The organism is Hymenobacter sp. GOD-10R, assembly GCF_035609205.1.
In the GTDB taxonomy this organism is placed as follows: Bacteria; Bacteroidota; Bacteroidia; order Cytophagales; family Hymenobacteraceae; genus Hymenobacter.
The window spans coordinates 6372377-6387876 of sequence record NZ_CP141184.1 but is presented as its reverse complement, the minus strand read 5'-3'; the positions used below and the strand labels follow the sequence as shown (position 1 = coordinate 6387876).

General features: G+C 57.4%; 9 protein-coding genes. 5 read left to right on the top strand and 4 right to left on the bottom strand.

Features of this window, described 5'->3' with window-relative positions; genetic code table 11:
- Window positions 1–102: 102 nt before the first annotated feature.
- The 5 genes from SD425_RS25330 (at window position 103) to SD425_RS25310 (ending at window position 8052) form a co-directional block, all read left to right on the top strand.
- Window positions 103–2028, top strand: a complete 1926-nt coding sequence (locus SD425_RS25330; RefSeq protein ID WP_324673581.1) for a right-handed parallel beta-helix repeat-containing protein — start codon at window positions 103–105, stop codon at window positions 2026–2028.
- Window positions 2029–2071: 43 nt separating this feature from the next.
- Window positions 2072–4276 carry an alpha-L-rhamnosidase C-terminal domain-containing protein gene (locus tag SD425_RS25325; protein WP_324673579.1) on the top strand — a complete coding sequence of 735 codons (2205 nt, stop codon included), beginning with the start codon at window positions 2072–2074 and terminating at the stop codon, window positions 4274–4276.
- Complete coding sequence (locus tag SD425_RS25320; protein ID WP_324673577.1) at window positions 4273–5001, top strand: L-rhamnose mutarotase; 729 nt, start codon at window positions 4273–4275, stop codon at window positions 4999–5001. Before SD425_RS25325 ends, SD425_RS25320 begins: the two co-directional genes overlap by 4 nt.
- A gap of 194 nt (window positions 5002–5195) precedes the next feature.
- Window positions 5196–6296 carry a Gfo/Idh/MocA family oxidoreductase gene (locus tag SD425_RS25315; RefSeq protein WP_324673574.1) on the top strand — a complete coding sequence of 367 codons (1101 nt, stop codon included), beginning with the start codon at window positions 5196–5198 and terminating at the stop codon, window positions 6294–6296.
- 166 nt (window positions 6297–6462) lie between these two features.
- On the top strand, window positions 6463–8052 hold the full coding sequence (locus tag SD425_RS25310; RefSeq protein WP_324673572.1) for a sodium:solute symporter family transporter: 1590 nt from the start codon (window positions 6463–6465) through the stop codon (window positions 8050–8052).
- A gap of 99 nt (window positions 8053–8151) precedes the next feature.
- Here SD425_RS25310 and SD425_RS25305 read toward each other — a convergent pair whose 3' ends face one another.
- From SD425_RS25305 to SD425_RS25290, 4 genes are all read right to left on the bottom strand, one after another.
- A complete protein-coding gene (locus SD425_RS25305) occupies window positions 8152–9258 on the bottom strand; it encodes an NADH:flavin oxidoreductase (RefSeq protein WP_324673570.1) in 1107 nt (368 codons plus the stop codon).
- 126 nt (window positions 9259–9384) lie between these two features.
- Window positions 9385–11712: a DUF5703 domain-containing protein gene (locus SD425_RS25300; RefSeq protein ID WP_324673568.1), complete on the bottom strand. Its 2328-nt coding sequence runs from the start codon at window positions 11710–11712 to the stop codon at window positions 9385–9387.
- Window positions 11713–11837: 125 nt separating this feature from the next.
- Window positions 11838–13271 carry a sialate O-acetylesterase gene (locus SD425_RS25295; protein WP_324673566.1) on the bottom strand — a complete coding sequence of 478 codons (1434 nt, stop codon included), beginning with the start codon at window positions 13269–13271 and terminating at the stop codon, window positions 11838–11840.
- A 178-nt stretch (window positions 13272–13449) separates the two neighbouring features.
- A complete protein-coding gene (locus tag SD425_RS25290) occupies window positions 13450–15492 on the bottom strand; it encodes a glycoside hydrolase family 127 protein (protein WP_324673563.1) in 2043 nt (680 codons plus the stop codon).
- Window positions 15493–15500: the final 8 nt, after the last annotated feature.

Genomic DNA, 15500 nt, shown 5'->3' with positions numbered 1-15500 from the left:
AAACAACATCAGCAGCGAGGAGGCGCAAAATATTGCGCCTCTACAATCGGTGGACGAAGCAGTAGAGATGCTTCGACAAGCTCAGCATGACACGCAGATTTCATGACCAATAGATTCAACGGTAAAACCTTACTCTTCGCTCTTGGCCTACTCACGGCTGCACCCGCCACGGCAGCCGACATTTGGGTGTCGCCCACCGGCTCCGACCAAAACCCCGGCACGAAGGAGAAGCCCCTAGCCTCTGTAGCCGCGGCCGTGCGGCAAGGGCGGGAGCTGCGGCGCTTGGCTGACCCGTCGGTGCAGAGTGGCGTGCATATCCTGCTGCGTGGGGGCGAATACCGGCTGTACGAACCGCTGTTTTTCCGGCCTGAAGATTCGGGTACGGCTAGCAGCCCGACGGTGGTGGAAGCGGCTCCTGGCGAAAAGCCGGTACTGAGCGGCGGCGTGAGTGTGAAAGGCTGGCGCAAACCAACTACCAAGCTAGTTGGCTTACCGGCTGCGGCCCAAAGCAACGTGTGGGTAGCCGATGCACCTAGGGTCAATGGCCGTGTGCTCGAGTTCCGACAATTGTGGGTCAATGAGCGCAAAGCCACGCGGGCGCGGGAAGTTGACGACAACAATCTGCCGCGCCTGCTAGCGTGGGATAAGGTCAAGCAAGAGGGCTGGATTCCAACCTCAGCGCTTGGCGGACTGAAAAGCGCCGGTCAAGCCGAAATGGTGCTGCACCAGATGTGGGCCGTGGCGTTTCTGCGCTTGAAAACGCTGGAGGTGCAAGGCGCTAAAACGAAAATAGCCTTCCAAGACCCCGAGAGCCAGATCGAGTTTGAGCACCCGTGGCCGTCGGCGGTGATCAACGGCAAGAACGGCAGTTCAGCCTTTTACCTGACCAATGCCATTGAATTCCTAGATCGGCCGGGCGAATGGTTCTACGACGCGGCGCGCGGGCAGATCATCTACTGGCCTAGGTCGGGAGAGACGATGACGACGGCCAGGGCGGTGGTGCCCGCCCTAGAAACGCTGGTGCGGGTGAGCGGCAACCTTGATCATCCGGTGAGTAACGTGTTGTTCAAGGGCTTGACGTTTGCGCATACCTCTTGGCTACGGCCGGCGCAGGCGGGGCACGTTCCGTTGCAGGCGGGCATGTTTATGCTCGATGCTTATAAGCTGAAAGTGCCCGGCACGCCCGATAAGAAAGGGTTGGAAAACCAAGCCTGGATTGGTCGGCCCGCGGCGGCCGTTATGCTCAGCGGTGCCCACCACACGGGCTTTGAGCGGTGCCGTTTCGAGCACCTAGCTTCCGCCGGGCTCGACTACGTGAGCGGCACCCACGATGATGCTATTGTGGGCTGCGTGTTCCGCGACATTGGCGGCAACGGTATTCAGATGGCGACCTTCTCCGATGCGGGTACCGAAACTCACTTGCCCTACAACCCTAGCGACGAGCGCGAAGTCTGCGCCAATGAGTTGATCGAAAACAACTTGGTGGTTGATTGTGGCAACGAAGATTGGGGTTGCGTAGGCATCGGGGTTGGTTACGGCCGTAGCATTACCATTCGCCACAACGAGATTTCGCAGGTGCCTTACACGGGCATCAGCCTAGGGTGGGGGTGGACCAAAACCGCCAACGCGATGCGTGATAATAAGGTGCAGTACAACTACATCCACCACTACGCTAACTACATGTACGACGTGGCCGGCATCTACACGCTGTCGGCCCAGCCGAACACGCTCATCAGCGAAAACTGCGTGGACAGCATTGGCTTCTCGCCCTACGTGCACGACCCCCAGCACTGGTTCTACCTCTACCTCGACGAAGGCTCCTCCAACATCACTGTGCGCGACAACTGGTGCCCGGCCGAGAAATTCTTGGCCAATGCTAACGGCCCTGGTAACGTATGGCAAAACAATGGCCCCATGGTCGCCGACCGCATCAAGCAAGCGGCGGGCCTTGAGCCGGCATATCGGGAGTTGAAGAACCTAGCTCCTAAGCTTCCCCCACCAAGCGCAAAGGGAAACCAATCAAAGTAACCCCGAAGCTAGGTCTGAGGTCAAAATTGCCTTTCTTAACACCATGACCATAAAACCACTACGCCAAAAACTATTTCTCGCCATGCTGCTCTGCCTGTTTCTGCCGATGGCGGGCGCCATGGCTCAAAATCAAGCCACCTGGATCTGGTATCCTGGCGATTTTGAAATCTGGCTGGGCAACCAAATGCAGAACCGCCGCACCGAGCGCGGGTCGTTCTTCCCGCCGTTCTGGCGCATGGACAGCCACTACGTGCTCATCGATTTCCACAAGGACTTCGATTTAGCTAAAGCCGAAGAAGTAGAGCTGCGGGCTGAAGGGCAGTACAACGTGAAGGTCGACGGCAAGCTGATTTCGGGGTCGCCGCTGCGCTTCACGGTGCCCACCGGCAAGCACCGCATCAACATCAAAGTGTACAACCAGGAGCGCGTGCCGGCCATCTACGTGCGCGGCGCTACCATTGCCTCAGACAATACCTGGCTCGTGACCTACGAGGATAAAGAATGGATCGACGCGTCGGGCAAAGCCTCGGACCAGTCGGGCACGACGTGGTTGCAGGCTGGTAGCTGGAATTTTGATGATCCTCGGGGGGCACCTTCGCGGTTTCGGTTGATTACGGAGCCGCAGCGGGCCGCCAATGTGGCGGCGCAACCTAGGTCGATGGTGGTGGATTTTGGGCGCGAAACCTTTGGCTACGTGAAGCTGCACGGCTTGCAAGGCAAGGGCAACATGACGCTGTACTACGGCGAGTCGCGGGAGGAAGCGCTGGCCACCGAAACCTGCGAAACCTTGGACCGCATTGCCGTCGATCAGCCCCAAAAAGCCGAGCGCACCACCGATATGTCGAAGGCGTTTCGCTACGTTAACATTCAGTACGACCAAGGCGTCAGCCTCGATTCGGTGTCGATGCTGTACGAGTTTGCGCCGGTGCTGGAGCGCGGCAAGTTCCGGTGTTCCGATCAGCAGCTCAATAAGATATGGGACGTGGCTTCGTACACCATGCACCTGAACACGCGGGAGTTCTTCATTGACGGCATCAAGCGCGACCGGTGGATATGGTCGGGCGACGCTTACCAGAGCTACCTGATGAATTACTACCTGTACTTCGACACGCCCACGGTGAGCCGCACCCTCTTTGCCCTGCGCGGCAAAGACCCCATCACGAGCCACATCAACACCATCATGGACTACACTTTCTATTGGTTCATGGGAATTTACGATGCCTACCAGTACACCGGCGACAAGGCCTTGGTGCAGCAGATGTACCCGCGCATGCAAAGCCTGATGGACTACTGCCTCGCCCGCCGCAACAAAGACGGCATGATGGAAGGCCTAGCCGGCGACTGGGTGTTTATCGACTGGGCCGACGGCCTGAGCAAGAAAGGCGAAGTGAGCTTCGAGCAGCTACTCTTCTGCCGCAGTCTTGAAACCATGGCCGTGTGCGCCAACCTCGTGAACGACAAAGCCGGTGCCGCCAACTACCAAAAGCTAGCCGCCGACCTGAAAGCCAAGATATTCGCTACCTATTGGAGCCCCGAAAAGCACGCGCTGGTGCACAGCCGCGTCGATGGCAAGCCCACCGATAACGTGACGCGCTACGCCAACATGTTCTCCATCTTCTTCGGTTACCTCAACGAGGCCCAGCGCCAAGACGTGAAGAAATACGTGCTCCTGAACCCCGAAGTGCCGAAAATCACGACGCCTTACATGCGCTTCTACGAGCTGGAAGCCCTCTGCGCCATGGGCGAGCAATCCTACGTGCTGAAGGAAATGAAGTCGTATTGGGGCGGCATGATCGACCTAGGTGCCACGTCGTTTTGGGAAGAATACGACCCCGCAAAGAAAGGTGCCGACCACTACGCCATGTACGGTCGGCCGTTCGGCAAAAGCCTCTGCCACGCCTGGGGCGCCAGCCCGATCTATCTGCTCGGCAAGTACTACCTCGGCGTGAAGCCGCTCACGCCGGGTTACGATACCTACGTGGTCGAGCCGAACCTAGGTGGTTTGCAATTTATGGAAGGTACTGTACCCACACCGCAAGGCGATATCACGGTGTCATGCAACCTCAAGCAGATCAAGGTAAAAGGCGCTGCTGGCACGGGAACCTTACGTTTCCAAAGCAAGGTGAAGCCCACGAGCAAAGGCGGCAAAATCAAAGCCTTACCGAATGGTCAGTATGAAATGCAGATCGCGCCAAGAAGCGAGTACACGGTAACCTATCAAGCACTGCAAGCCCCCGCGGTGAAATGAGAATTAGCGTAGCTAAAAGAGTAGGAGCGCACCTAAAGCTAGGCTTGGTCTTGCTAGGCTTACACGCGGTGCCTGCTGTAGCGCAGCCGAGTGGACCCGCCGCCGTGGTGGAAATCACCGGCACGGGTACCACGCCGTTGCCGGCCGATAAGTTGTTGCAGCTATGCCGGAAGTACCAAGTGCCGACGGTTGATGTGCGTCGCTGGCAAAATCACCTCGTGGCTTATGGCCCGGCGGAGAAGATCAGGCAAGTGCACCAGCAGCTAGGTGCCACGTACGGCAAGGCAATGGTAAAGCTGTACAGCGCGCCGTTCTACAAGTTCGACCGGCAGCGCTGCACCGACAAAGCCGTGAGCAAGCAGTGGGACAATATTATCCTCACGGCCAACTTGGTGCGCGACCCTGCCAAGCAGCAAGAATACCTAGCCTACCACGCCACGCAATTTCAGAAGTGGCCGGAAGTCGGACAAGGCTTCTGCAATGCTAGCTTTCAACAGCTGCTAGTATTTCGCAATGGGCGGCAATTGATGCTAGTCATCAGCATTCCGCACGGAGCTAGCCTAGATGAGCTGAACCCCAAAACCACCCTCAACAACCCACGCGTCGACGAGTGGAACGCTCGCATGAAGCAGTACCAGGAAGGTCCGCCTGGTACCAAAACGGGCGAAGTGTGGGTGTTTCTAAAGCCTGTAACTACGGAAAAGCAGCCGGTGCTACATAAATAACATAGAACGTCATGCTGAGCTTGCCGAAGCATCTCTCCCGCGTCGTTGCGGACGCCCGAACGATGTAGAGACGCATACTTGCGTCTCCTCGTTGAACGACTCACCTGGAACGACCTAGGTAAACAACATCCGCAACGCGAGGAGACACAAGTATGTGTCTCTACATCGAGCAGCGAAGCTTCAACCCGCACGGCATGACACGAATCAAACAATCGATCAACCAAATGCTAAACCTAGGAATCTTAGGTCTGGGCGAAGGCCGCAGCACCATGTCGGCGGCGCTCAACAGCCCCAAGCTCACGCTCAAAACCATCTGCGACCGAAACGAGGAGCTATGCCAGCACCGCGTCGCGGAGTTTCAGTTTACGGGTCGCGTCACGGCGAATTACCAGGACATGCTCGATGATCCGGAAATCGACATCATTGCCATCTACACGCCCGACCACCTGCACGCCGAGCATGTGTCGCAGGCGCTGCGGGCCGGTAAACACGTGGTCTGCACCAAGCCATTTATTGATGATCTGTCGAAGGCAAATGACCTGCTGACCCTAGCCGAGCAATCGGGTAAGAAGGTGTTTATCGGCCAAAGCTCCCGCTTTTTCGAGCCCATGAAGCGCCAACGCGCCGATTATGAAGCGGGGTTAGTGGGGGAGCTAATCAGCATTGAAAGCTACTACCACGCCGACCACCGCTGGTTTCTAGCCAAAGGCTGGTCACTGGAAAACGCCTTCAAGTGGCTCTACGGCGGCCTGAGCCACCCCGTGGATTTCATCCGCTGGTACCTACCCAACATTGAAGAGGTGATGGGCTACGGTATGCTCAGTTCCAACGGCGCGAAAGGCGGCCTGAAGAACCCCGATACCATGCACTTCATCTTCAAAGCCACCGACGGCCGCGTGGCGCGGGTGAGCGGCTGCTACACCGGCCCCGTGCAGCCCGTCACCCGCGACTCCGAAATGAGCTGCATCTTGCGCGGCACCGAGGGCGCCAGTCAAGGCGACTACATGGACCTGCGCTACGCCATTACCGACAACACCGGCGAGGAGCGCATCGTGACCTGGGAGCATAAGCTCAAGCACTATTTCCGCTTCGAGGGCAAAAGCCACCACGCCGGCGAGTACCAAAACTACCTAGAGTACTTCGCCGATTCCATCGAGCAGAACTTCACCGCCTACCCCGATATCCGCGAGGGCATCGGCACCGTCGCTCTGCTTCAAGCCATGGACCGCTCCTTGAGCACTGGCCAGCCGGTGAAGGTGCGCGCTATTCTCGCCGAGCACGGGCTGGAACTCTAGCGTTGGAACCTCACCCCGGCCCCTCTCCAAAAGAGAGGGGTGCGTTCAACGACTATACTTCCTAGGTCGTCTGACACCCCTCTCTTTTGGAGAGGGGCCGGGGGTGAGGTCCCGCGTCTGCATCTCTACATCTCCACATCCCACCCTAGCCTAACTACCCCACCGTATGGGAAATAACTTACTCGGTCGTTTGACGATTTGGGACTACGCCATTGTGGCGGCGTACCTCGTCATTCTGTTTGCCATTGGCTACCGGGCCAGCTTTTCGAAAAAAGAGAAAACCGAGGAATCGTTGTTTCTGGCGAACAAATCGTTGGGATGGGCGAGTATTGGGTTCAACATGTGGGGCACCAACGTGGGGCCATCGATGCTGCTGGCGTTTGCGAGCATTGGGTACAGTACTGGCATCGTGGCGGTGAATTTTGAGTGGTACGCTTTCGTGTTTTTGTTTCTGCTGGCTACGGTGTTTGCCCCGCGCTACCTGGCCGCCAACGTCAGCACCATGCCCGGCTTCATGGGCCGGCAGTTCGGCAACTCCACCCAGAACATCCTGGCCTGGTATGCTCTCATTAAAATCCTGATTTCGTGGCTGTCGTTGGGTTTATTCTCGGGCGGCGTGCTGGTACGCCAGATCCTAGGTGTTCCGATGTGGCAATCAGTGATTGTGCTGGTCTTGTTTGCAGGCTTCTTCACCTTCGCCGGCGGGCTGAAGGCCATTGCCAAAGTCAACGTATTCCAAATGCTGCTGCTCATTGGTGTCTCGCTCACGCTCACGGTTATCGGTGTGATGAAGGTGGGTGGACTCAGCCAATTATGGCGCAGCGTACCGGGTAATTATTGGAACCTCGTTCATCCGGCTTCCGACCCTAAGTACCCGTGGTACGCCATCTTGCTAGGATATCCGGTGTCAGCGGTGGCGTTTTTCTGCACTGATCAGGCTATGGTGCAGTCCGTGCTAGGAGCGAAGAGCCTGGAGCAGGGGCAGTTGGGTGTAAACTTCATTGGCTGGCTCAAGATTCTGTCGCTGCCGCTGTTCATCCTGACGGGCGTGCTCTGCTATGTCCTGTTTCCCCACCTAGCCAGCCCCGACCAAGCCTACATGACGATGGTCACGAGTCTGTTCCCAGCGGGCATGAAGGGCTTGGTTATCGTGGTGCTGATTGCGGTGCTGGTAGGTACGATCAGCTCGTCGCTCAACGCGCTGAGCACTGTCTTCGCTATGGATGTGTACGCCCGCAACATAAACCCCAATGCCACGGAAAAAGACGTGGTACGCGTGGGCCGCATGACGGTGCTGGTGGGTTGTGCCTTCGCCGTGCTCGTCGCCCTTGCCATCGACTCGGTGAAAGGCTTGAACCTGTTCGACGTGTTTCAAGCAGTCCTCGGTTTCATCGCGCCGCCGCTGGCCGTGGTGTTTCTGCTGACGGTATTCTGGCGACGCACCACGCAGCTGGCTGTCAATGCTATTCTGTCGTGGGGCTCGGCGTTTAGCCTAGGGGTGGGCGTGGTGTACTTGTGGGTGTTGCCACCGGCGCAATACAGTTTTTGGCCCCACTACTTAGTGCTGTCGTTCTGCATCTTCGCCGTGCTGTTCGTAGCCGCCGTGCTGTTGTCGCTGCTGGACCAAGCCGGTCAGGAACGCCGCGTGGCGGTGGACTATGGCGTATTGGCGAAGCCCACTACCCGAGTAAAAGCGCTGTGGGGGGCGTTGGCGGCTGTGATGGTGGTGCTATACTTCGTTTTCAACGGGCATTAGAGAAGTTAAACGACTTAGAAATCAGAAGCCCAGTTCCTTAGCATAAAGGAACTGGGCTTTTTAGTAAGAACGCAGATGGGAAGATGTACTTGAGCTTGACTACACCAGCGTGCTCAGGGCCTCGCGGCTGTACCCCTTCATTTCGTCCGAGCGGCCTTGCTCGATCTTTTCCACCCAATTAGGGTCTACGATTAGCTGGCGACCCACGGCGACGAGGTCGAATTCGTTACGGTCGAGACGGCGCAGCAGCTCATCGATGGAACGCGGCTCTGAGGCTTCGCCCGCGAAACCAGCCAAAAATTCGCCCGATAGCCCCACCGAGCCCACAGTGATGGTGGTTTTGCCGGTGAGTTTTTTCACCCAGCCCGCAAAGTTCAAATCCGAACCTTCGTGCTCAAACTCAGGCTCCCAGAAACGGCGCTGCGAGCAGTGGAAAATATCTACTCCGGCATCGGCCAGCGGACGGAGCCACGCCTCCATTTCTTGAGGCGTGTGGGCTAGCTTCACGTCGTAATCCTGCTGCTTCCACTGCGAAAGGCGCAGGCTGATGACGAAGTCTTCGCCCACTTGGCGGCGTACTTCCTGCACTAGCTCCACGGCAATGCGGCTGCGAGCAGTGAGGGCATCGCCGCCGTAACCGTCGGTGCGTTGGTTGAGGCCCGCCCAGAAGAACTGGTCGATGAGGTAGCCGTGGGCGCCGTGCAACTCCAGGCAGTCGAAGCCTAGGCGCTTAGCATCGGCGGCGGCCCGGCCAAAAGCGGCGATGGTGTCGGTGATGTCGTTTTCGCTCATCGCCTTACCGTTGGTTTCGCCGGGCTTGAGCAGTCCTGACGGGCCTTCGAAGGCTTCCGATGGTTTCCAGCCAGAGTGGTGCTCTTTCATGACACCCATGTGCCAGAGTTGCGGCCCCATTTTGCCGTCGGCCGCGTGTACTTCGTCGATAACGTGCTGCCAACCGGCTAGGGCTTGCTCGCCGTAGAAATGCGGGATGTTGGGGTCGTTGGACGAGGCTGGGCGCTCTACCACAGTGCCTTCCGACAGAATCAGGCCAACGTGGCCCTCGGCGCGGCGGCGGTAGTAGGCGGCTACATCAGCCCCCGGCACGCCGTTAGGCGAGAAGGCGCGCGTCATGGGCGCCATGACAATCCGGTTTTTGAGTTGCAGCGATTTTAGCGCAAATGGCGCAAACAAAGCGTTGGTTGACATATACTCGGTTGATTTATTACATCAGGAGCCGATACAACCAATAAGCCCGCCTCTTTGATTTTTCAAAGGCAATATTCTTATTCCGGAGCCCACTGTATGTCCCCAAACCAATTTTGCGACAAGCACCTATTCCAATACGACCACATCCGCCCGCCGCGATGCTGGTACTACGTTCACTATCTGTACGTTACCGTTCTTCACCGTGGCTTCCACAGTAGTTTGGTACGGGGCGTAAAGCTTGAAATGTACGTTCCACTCCTTCGGCCAGGCGGGGAGCAGGTAGATTTTGCGACCGTCGGTTTGCAGCAGCATTTCTTGCAGGCCGATCATGCCGGAACCACCCCAGTTGTGGTCGGGCGTCCAGTCGAAACCGGGGCCCCAAAAGGCGGGGAAGCGCCGGCCGGAGTCTTGCAGCTTCTTTACCGTCAGCTCGGCAGCTTCCTCTTTTAGACCTAGTCTCGCGGCGAATATGTTGTGTTGCTTCCAACCCACATGGCTACGAAACTTCTGCACGTCAGCATCATACAAATACGTGTTGCGAGCCGTGTCGAGGCCGGCTTTGCCCAGGCCGTACAAGCCCCAGGGAAAAACCGGGTAGAGCTGCGGACTTTCCGTATTGTTTACCCGCTCCCACAGCTTAGCCGGAGCTAGCATCGGATGGCCGTCCATGGTCCGGAAGTTGAGCGAGGGAATCCGGCTGAGCATGGCCGTCCAATCTTTGCGTTTTTGTTCCGTTAAGTAGTTCGCAGGCAGCTCCAACAACCGCGTCAGCACCGTACGAAGCGCCGCAGTGGTAGAGGTAGCATTATAAGCCATCTTGTACGTCTCGGCCCCAGAGCTAGGATAGAGAACTAGGTGGCCCTGGCCATCGAGAGCTTTGGCGCCGCGCTGGCGGGCTAGGTATTGGTAGTGCTGGTCGAAGAACGTTAAGCAGCTCTCGATAAAGGGAATGTAAGTGGAAATATCCTGGCCGGCGTAGCGCTCAGTTTCCAGCATCATCAGGCAGAACTCCAGCACGGTGTCCCACTCATATTCGAGCCAAGCGTTGTACTCCATGCCCTTATCGAAATCAGCGGGCCGCTTCCAACCATATTCAGCTGGATTGGGCAGGCCGAAGTTTTCAAGCTGCTCGGTGAAGCAGGCGCCGGGGTGATGCCAGTAGGTTTCGCTGCGCAGCTCAGCGTTGCGCAGAAGCTGCTGGTAGAAGGTGAACTGCGGGCGCATCAGGTCCGCGTCGCCACTCTTGAGCATGGGCCAGTGCACCAAGCGCTGGTTTTGAGCTGTATGGGTGCCACCGCCCCAGTTGCGGAAGTCGGGTGTGAACTTGAGGGTAGAATCAACGCGCGACGGATCGTAGGTGAAGAGGCCGCCGTTGAACTTCGTCGGATATTCCCCGAAGGCATTGCAACCCAGCATATACCGGAATAACTGGTAGTTGCGGCCCGCCTGCCACCTAGGTGTGTTAGCCGCTTTCTGGCCTGGGTCGATAAACACAAAGCTGCGCTGCCAGTAGTCGTGCCACCAGGCTAGGGTTTTTTGATGAGCAGCTTTGAGGTTCGTGTTTGCTAGCTTGCTGGTTTGCTGCAAGCTAGCTTGCCATTGCGCTGCACTACCCGTTTTGGCGGTAGTGAGTACCAGCGTTATAGCATGCGATTTTGCTGGGGCTTGGCTCTTTAGCTTCCAACCTTTGTAGCGGGTATCTAGATATTGCCCATTGGTGGTACCGGCGGGCACCATCTTCGTGCCTTGCAAGGCGCCGCCCAAAATTAGATTCTGTAAAGGATTGAAGAGCTGCGGTTTTACGGCTTCTAGCCCCTGCTGACGCACCACTACATCAAACACCGTCTGCGGACGGTTCTGGTGGTAGAACACCACGCTTTGGCTCTGAAACCGGGCGCTGTCTTGGTACGTCCGAACGTCGCCTTGCGGGGCCCACTTGTAGGAGTTGGCGTTGTTCTCTTTGCCTTTCGGCACATGATCTTCGAAGCGCCATGTTTCGTAGCTAGCTTCGGCGGTAAGCTTCTGGCTGCTATTTACTTCCAGGTGCACCACGGGCTTGAATACATCCACCCACACGTTCACCTGCGCCGAAAGCGGTCCGTTAGAGCCGCTGATCTTCACGTAGCCGTCTTGCAGCAATAGCTCCTGTTTGAAGCTTTGGCCTGCGAAAGGATTAGGCGTCAGCTTCAACCGCAGTCGACCTAGCTTGAGCAGGGCGTTGTTCTCATCGAAAGTGCCACTGCGCGCTACGTAGAACAGCACTTCGCCATTTTCTACCCATACATTCAGGCCAATGTCGCCGCCCCCGCATGGCATCGACTCGCCGCTGTTCTTGCTTTGAGTGGTCCAGGCTAGGTTGCAGTCGGCTAGTTCGGTGGTGGGGTTTTGGGCTTGGGTGGTAAAATTAGTTAGTAGGGAAAGGAGGACTAAGATCGTGCTGACGTGGCGCCTCACCCCCCGGCCCCCTCTCCAAAAAAAGAGAGGGGGAGCCAGTCGTCGGCAAACGTTTTTAGTCGTCAGGCTCCCCCTCTCTTTTTTCGGAGAGGGGGCCGGGGGGTGAGGCGCACGATTGAACATCCTCATTCCGCCCAATCATCTGTGCGGAAGGACGATACCGGTAGGCCTTCCGTGCTGAACAACGTAGCCCGGGTGAAGTCCTGAAATGCGTAGCGAACCGCCACGGGAGCCTTCACGGCCTCCGCCGATACGGTAATGCTGCTGCCGTTGATGCTAGCTTTGGCCGGGTAAAACTTCTTGTCGGCGCCGGCTATTTCGAAGCCCGTAAGCTCCTGCCCGAATGAAGTCATGCCATTGGGCGAGTCCTTGAACCGCACGACCACTTCGTTGCCTTTCACCTGCATCGATTCATAGTCGGGGCTAACGGCTCCGAAGCCTTTCAGCCCGTAGGTTTTAGCCAGCGCCAACAAAGCCAAGCGGGTGCCGCCGGGTTCCTTGCGCATGGGGTGAATGCTGGTTTCTTCGCCTATATCGAGCAGCACGGCCATGGCAGTGTTGGGTACTTGGGTTTGAAGCTTGCGCTGGGTGTCGCGAACAAAGGCCGAGTTGTACTTGCCACCTTTGTTCTTGGAGGTGCGGGTGTAATCGAAGGGGGCAATCTGGGCGTAGTAGAACGGGAAGTCGCCCATGCCCCAGTGCGTGCGCCACTGCTTCACCATGGCGGCAAACATCTTCTCGTACTCATCGGGGCGGTCGTAGTTAGACTCACCCTGGTACCAGATAGCACCCTTAATCCCATAGCCCTCAATAGGATGCAGCATGCCGTTGTAGAGCGTGGTGGCCGTGCGGCTCACCAGCTTGATGGTGTCGCCCTTGGCCGGAATCTTCACGCCCGCAAACTCGCGCAGCGTGGCCGGGTCCATCCAGGCTTCAATGAAGGAGCCACTGTAGCTGCAATGCACCAGCCCCACCGGCACGTGCAGTTGCTCTTGCAGCAAGCGCCCAAAGTAGTAAGCCGTGGCGCTGAAGTTGCTCACCGCCTCAGGTTCGGCCACGCGCCAGGGCGAGGGCTTGCTGTTGTCCTGCGGCTCGGTCACCGACGAGCGCGGCACGGTGTAGAGCCGCAGCTGGTCGTTTTTGGAATGCAAAATGGCCTCATTCGACCCTAGCACTGGCTGGCCCTTGAAGCCTTTCAGTGGCATTTCCATGTTCGACTGCCCGCCGCACAACCACACCTCCCCAATAAGCACATTTTTGAGCTGGATAGCTGGTCCGTCGCCGCTAACGCTAAGCTGGTAAGGCGTGTAGCTCGCGGCCGGGGTGTTCACCTTCAGCTTCCACTTGCCCGCCGCGTCAGTTTTGGCCGTGTACTTCTGCTTCCCCCACGATGGGCTCACGGTAATCGTACTACCTGCCTTGGCCCAACCCCATACCGCGCAGTCAGCTTTCTGCTGAAGCACCATGTTGTCGGTGAAAATGGAAGGTAGTTTGACTTCGGCTTGCAAAGCCACGGGAAAAGCTATGGTAAGGGAAAGAAGGAAGGGTTTGAGGGTCATGGAAAAGTAAGTGAGAATCTACATTCTTCGTTGTCATCCTGAGCTTGCGAAGGACCTTCTCACGCGAGAACAAGTCGTTGTTATTGACGTTGTTCTTGCGTGAGAAGGTCCTTCGCAAGCTCAGGATGACAGACGATTTTACTTGATGGCTACTTGATTGTAAGCTAGCCCTAAAAACTTACCGGCTCAACGGAATCCAGACTTCCATTTCGGCGTGGCCGCGATTGCCCCAGGCATAGTAGGGGATGAGCTTGAGCGGCACCGTGGTTAGCTTCTGGTCCGTGATGGGGCGGTAGAGTTGGTTAGCGGACCACTGCTCAGGCGTGAGCTTGCCTTTGCCTTCCAAGACCATAATGTCGCTATTGGCAATCTGCAAGCGCTTAGCCGTCAAGGCAGAGCTAGCGGGAATAGCCAGGCTGCTGATTTTTCTGTCCTTCAAGAAGTCCGTCGATTCGAGGCAGTAAACTACTGGGCCGCGCTTCACCGCCACTTGATTGCGGGTTTCTTCTACGAGCGGGTTGGCCTCTACCAGTTGCGCCTGCATGGGTAGCACCAATTCAATCTTGTCACCGGCTTTCCACTGGCGGTTGACTTCGGCGTACTGTCCAGGTGTGAGGGCAGAGGTCCAGGTCTTGCCATTCACCATGAGCTTCGCCGGGCCGCTCCAGCTTGGAATGCGGAAGAACAATGAGGTCGGCTTAGCAGGTGCTTCCTGGAAGGTAACGTTGATGTTGCCATCCCAGGGATAGTTGGTCGTTTGGGTGAGCTTCACCGCCGAGCCATCTTTGAGCTTGGTAGCCAGAATGTTGCCGCCGTAAAAGTTGAACCACAAGCCTTTATCCGACGTGCTGTAGAGGTAGTTGTTCACCTCCGCAATGGTACGCACCACGTTGGGCGGGCAGCAGTTGGAAAGGCTGATGTACTCCACCCGATCCTTCGACCAGCGCTGGTTGAAGGGCAGGTCGTCGGAAAACGCCATGGGGTTGGTGTACAGGAACTTGGTGCCGTCGAGGCTGATGCCGGAGAGCACGCTATTGTACAGGGCCGTTTCCATTACGTCGGCGTATTTAGCGTCGCCGGTGTCGAGCAGCATGCGCCAGTTCCAGAGCACGTTGCCAATGTTGGCGCAGGTCTCGCCGTGGGCGGTGAAGTTAGGAAGCTGGTAGTCGCGACCGTAGGCTTGATGAATTTTCTGTACGGTGTCGGGCTTGTAGGCGGTGCCGTCGGGCGACACACCGTCGTAGAGGGCGCCGCACGCGCCAGTTACGTACATTTTGTGGCTAGTCACGTCGTCCCACATCAGGTTTAGGGTCGACATCAAGGACTGGTCGCCGGTTTCGGCGTACACGTCGGCCACCCCGGCGAAGAGGTAGTTGGCACGTACTGCGTGGCCGCCGGCCTTGGTCATTTTGCGGAACGCAACCCGGTCCTGGTTGTCGTCGGTGCCAATATCCCCCGCCATGCCCCGAATGTCGATCAGGTTTTTGGCAAGCTCCAGATACCGAGGGTCGTGGGTGGTGCGGTACATCTCCACCACGCCCATGTAGTGCGAGGGGCAAATGGCGTTGCGCGCCAGTTCCGGCGACGACCGTTTGTAGAAGTTATAGAGGTAGTCGGTGGCTTTGCGAGCCAGGTCGAGCATGGTGGTTTTGCCGGTCGCGCGATAGTGCACGCAAGCGGCCGTCATCAAGTGACCTAGGTTGTAGCTCTCGAAGTTCAGCCGGTCCTGAAACGCGGTGTTTTTTCCGCTGTTGATGGCGGCGATGGTCGCCTGAGTATTCAGGTAGCCATCAGCGCGTTGGCACTTGGCAATCACCGGAATGACCTCGTCCATCATCTGATCTAGCTTCGGATCGTGAGTGGTGGCATAGGCCGAGGCCACGGCTTCAAATAGCTTGTAGAAGTCGCCGTCGTGGAAGGGCGGGCCTTTGTGCTCGCCTTTCTCCAGCCCGGCCGCAATTTCGAAGTTGCGGAAGGAGTGGTTGCGGACCGGGTCTTTGTAGAGCTTCCACATGGTCGGAATCATCGATTCCTGACACACCTTGAAGCGGTCGGCCCAGAAACCTTGAGTCCAGGTTACGCTACCTAGGTCCACGGTGCCGAGCTTGGCGTATTTGCTGGCCGAGGTATTCACGAGGCCCTTGTCTTGCGCAGATAGGCCATGGGCAGCCAGTAGTAGGGCGAAGAGCGAAGTGCCTAGCTGTTTGATGGATATGTTCATATAGCGGG

Excerpts from the sequence above, each read along its gene's own strand:
- SD425_RS25290 (WP_324673563.1), bottom strand. The coding sequence starts at position 15,492 with ATGAACATATCCATCAAACAGCTAGGCACTTCGCTCTTCGCCCTACTA.
- SD425_RS25330 (WP_324673581.1), top strand. The coding sequence starts at position 103 with ATGACCAATAGATTCAACGGTAAAACCTTACTCTTCGCTCTTGGCCTA.
- SD425_RS25295 (WP_324673566.1), bottom strand. The coding sequence starts at position 13,271 with ATGACCCTCAAACCCTTCCTTCTTTCCCTTACCATAGCTTTTCCCGTG.
- SD425_RS25310 (WP_324673572.1), top strand. The coding sequence starts at position 6,463 with ATGGGAAATAACTTACTCGGTCGTTTGACGATTTGGGACTACGCCATT.
- SD425_RS25315 (WP_324673574.1), top strand. The coding sequence starts at position 5,196 with ATGACACGAATCAAACAATCGATCAACCAAATGCTAAACCTAGGAATC.
- SD425_RS25325 (WP_324673579.1), top strand. The coding sequence starts at position 2,072 with ATGACCATAAAACCACTACGCCAAAAACTATTTCTCGCCATGCTGCTC.
- SD425_RS25305 (WP_324673570.1), bottom strand. The coding sequence starts at position 9,258 with ATGTCAACCAACGCTTTGTTTGCGCCATTTGCGCTAAAATCGCTGCAA.
- SD425_RS25320 (WP_324673577.1), top strand. The coding sequence starts at position 4,273 with ATGAGAATTAGCGTAGCTAAAAGAGTAGGAGCGCACCTAAAGCTAGGC.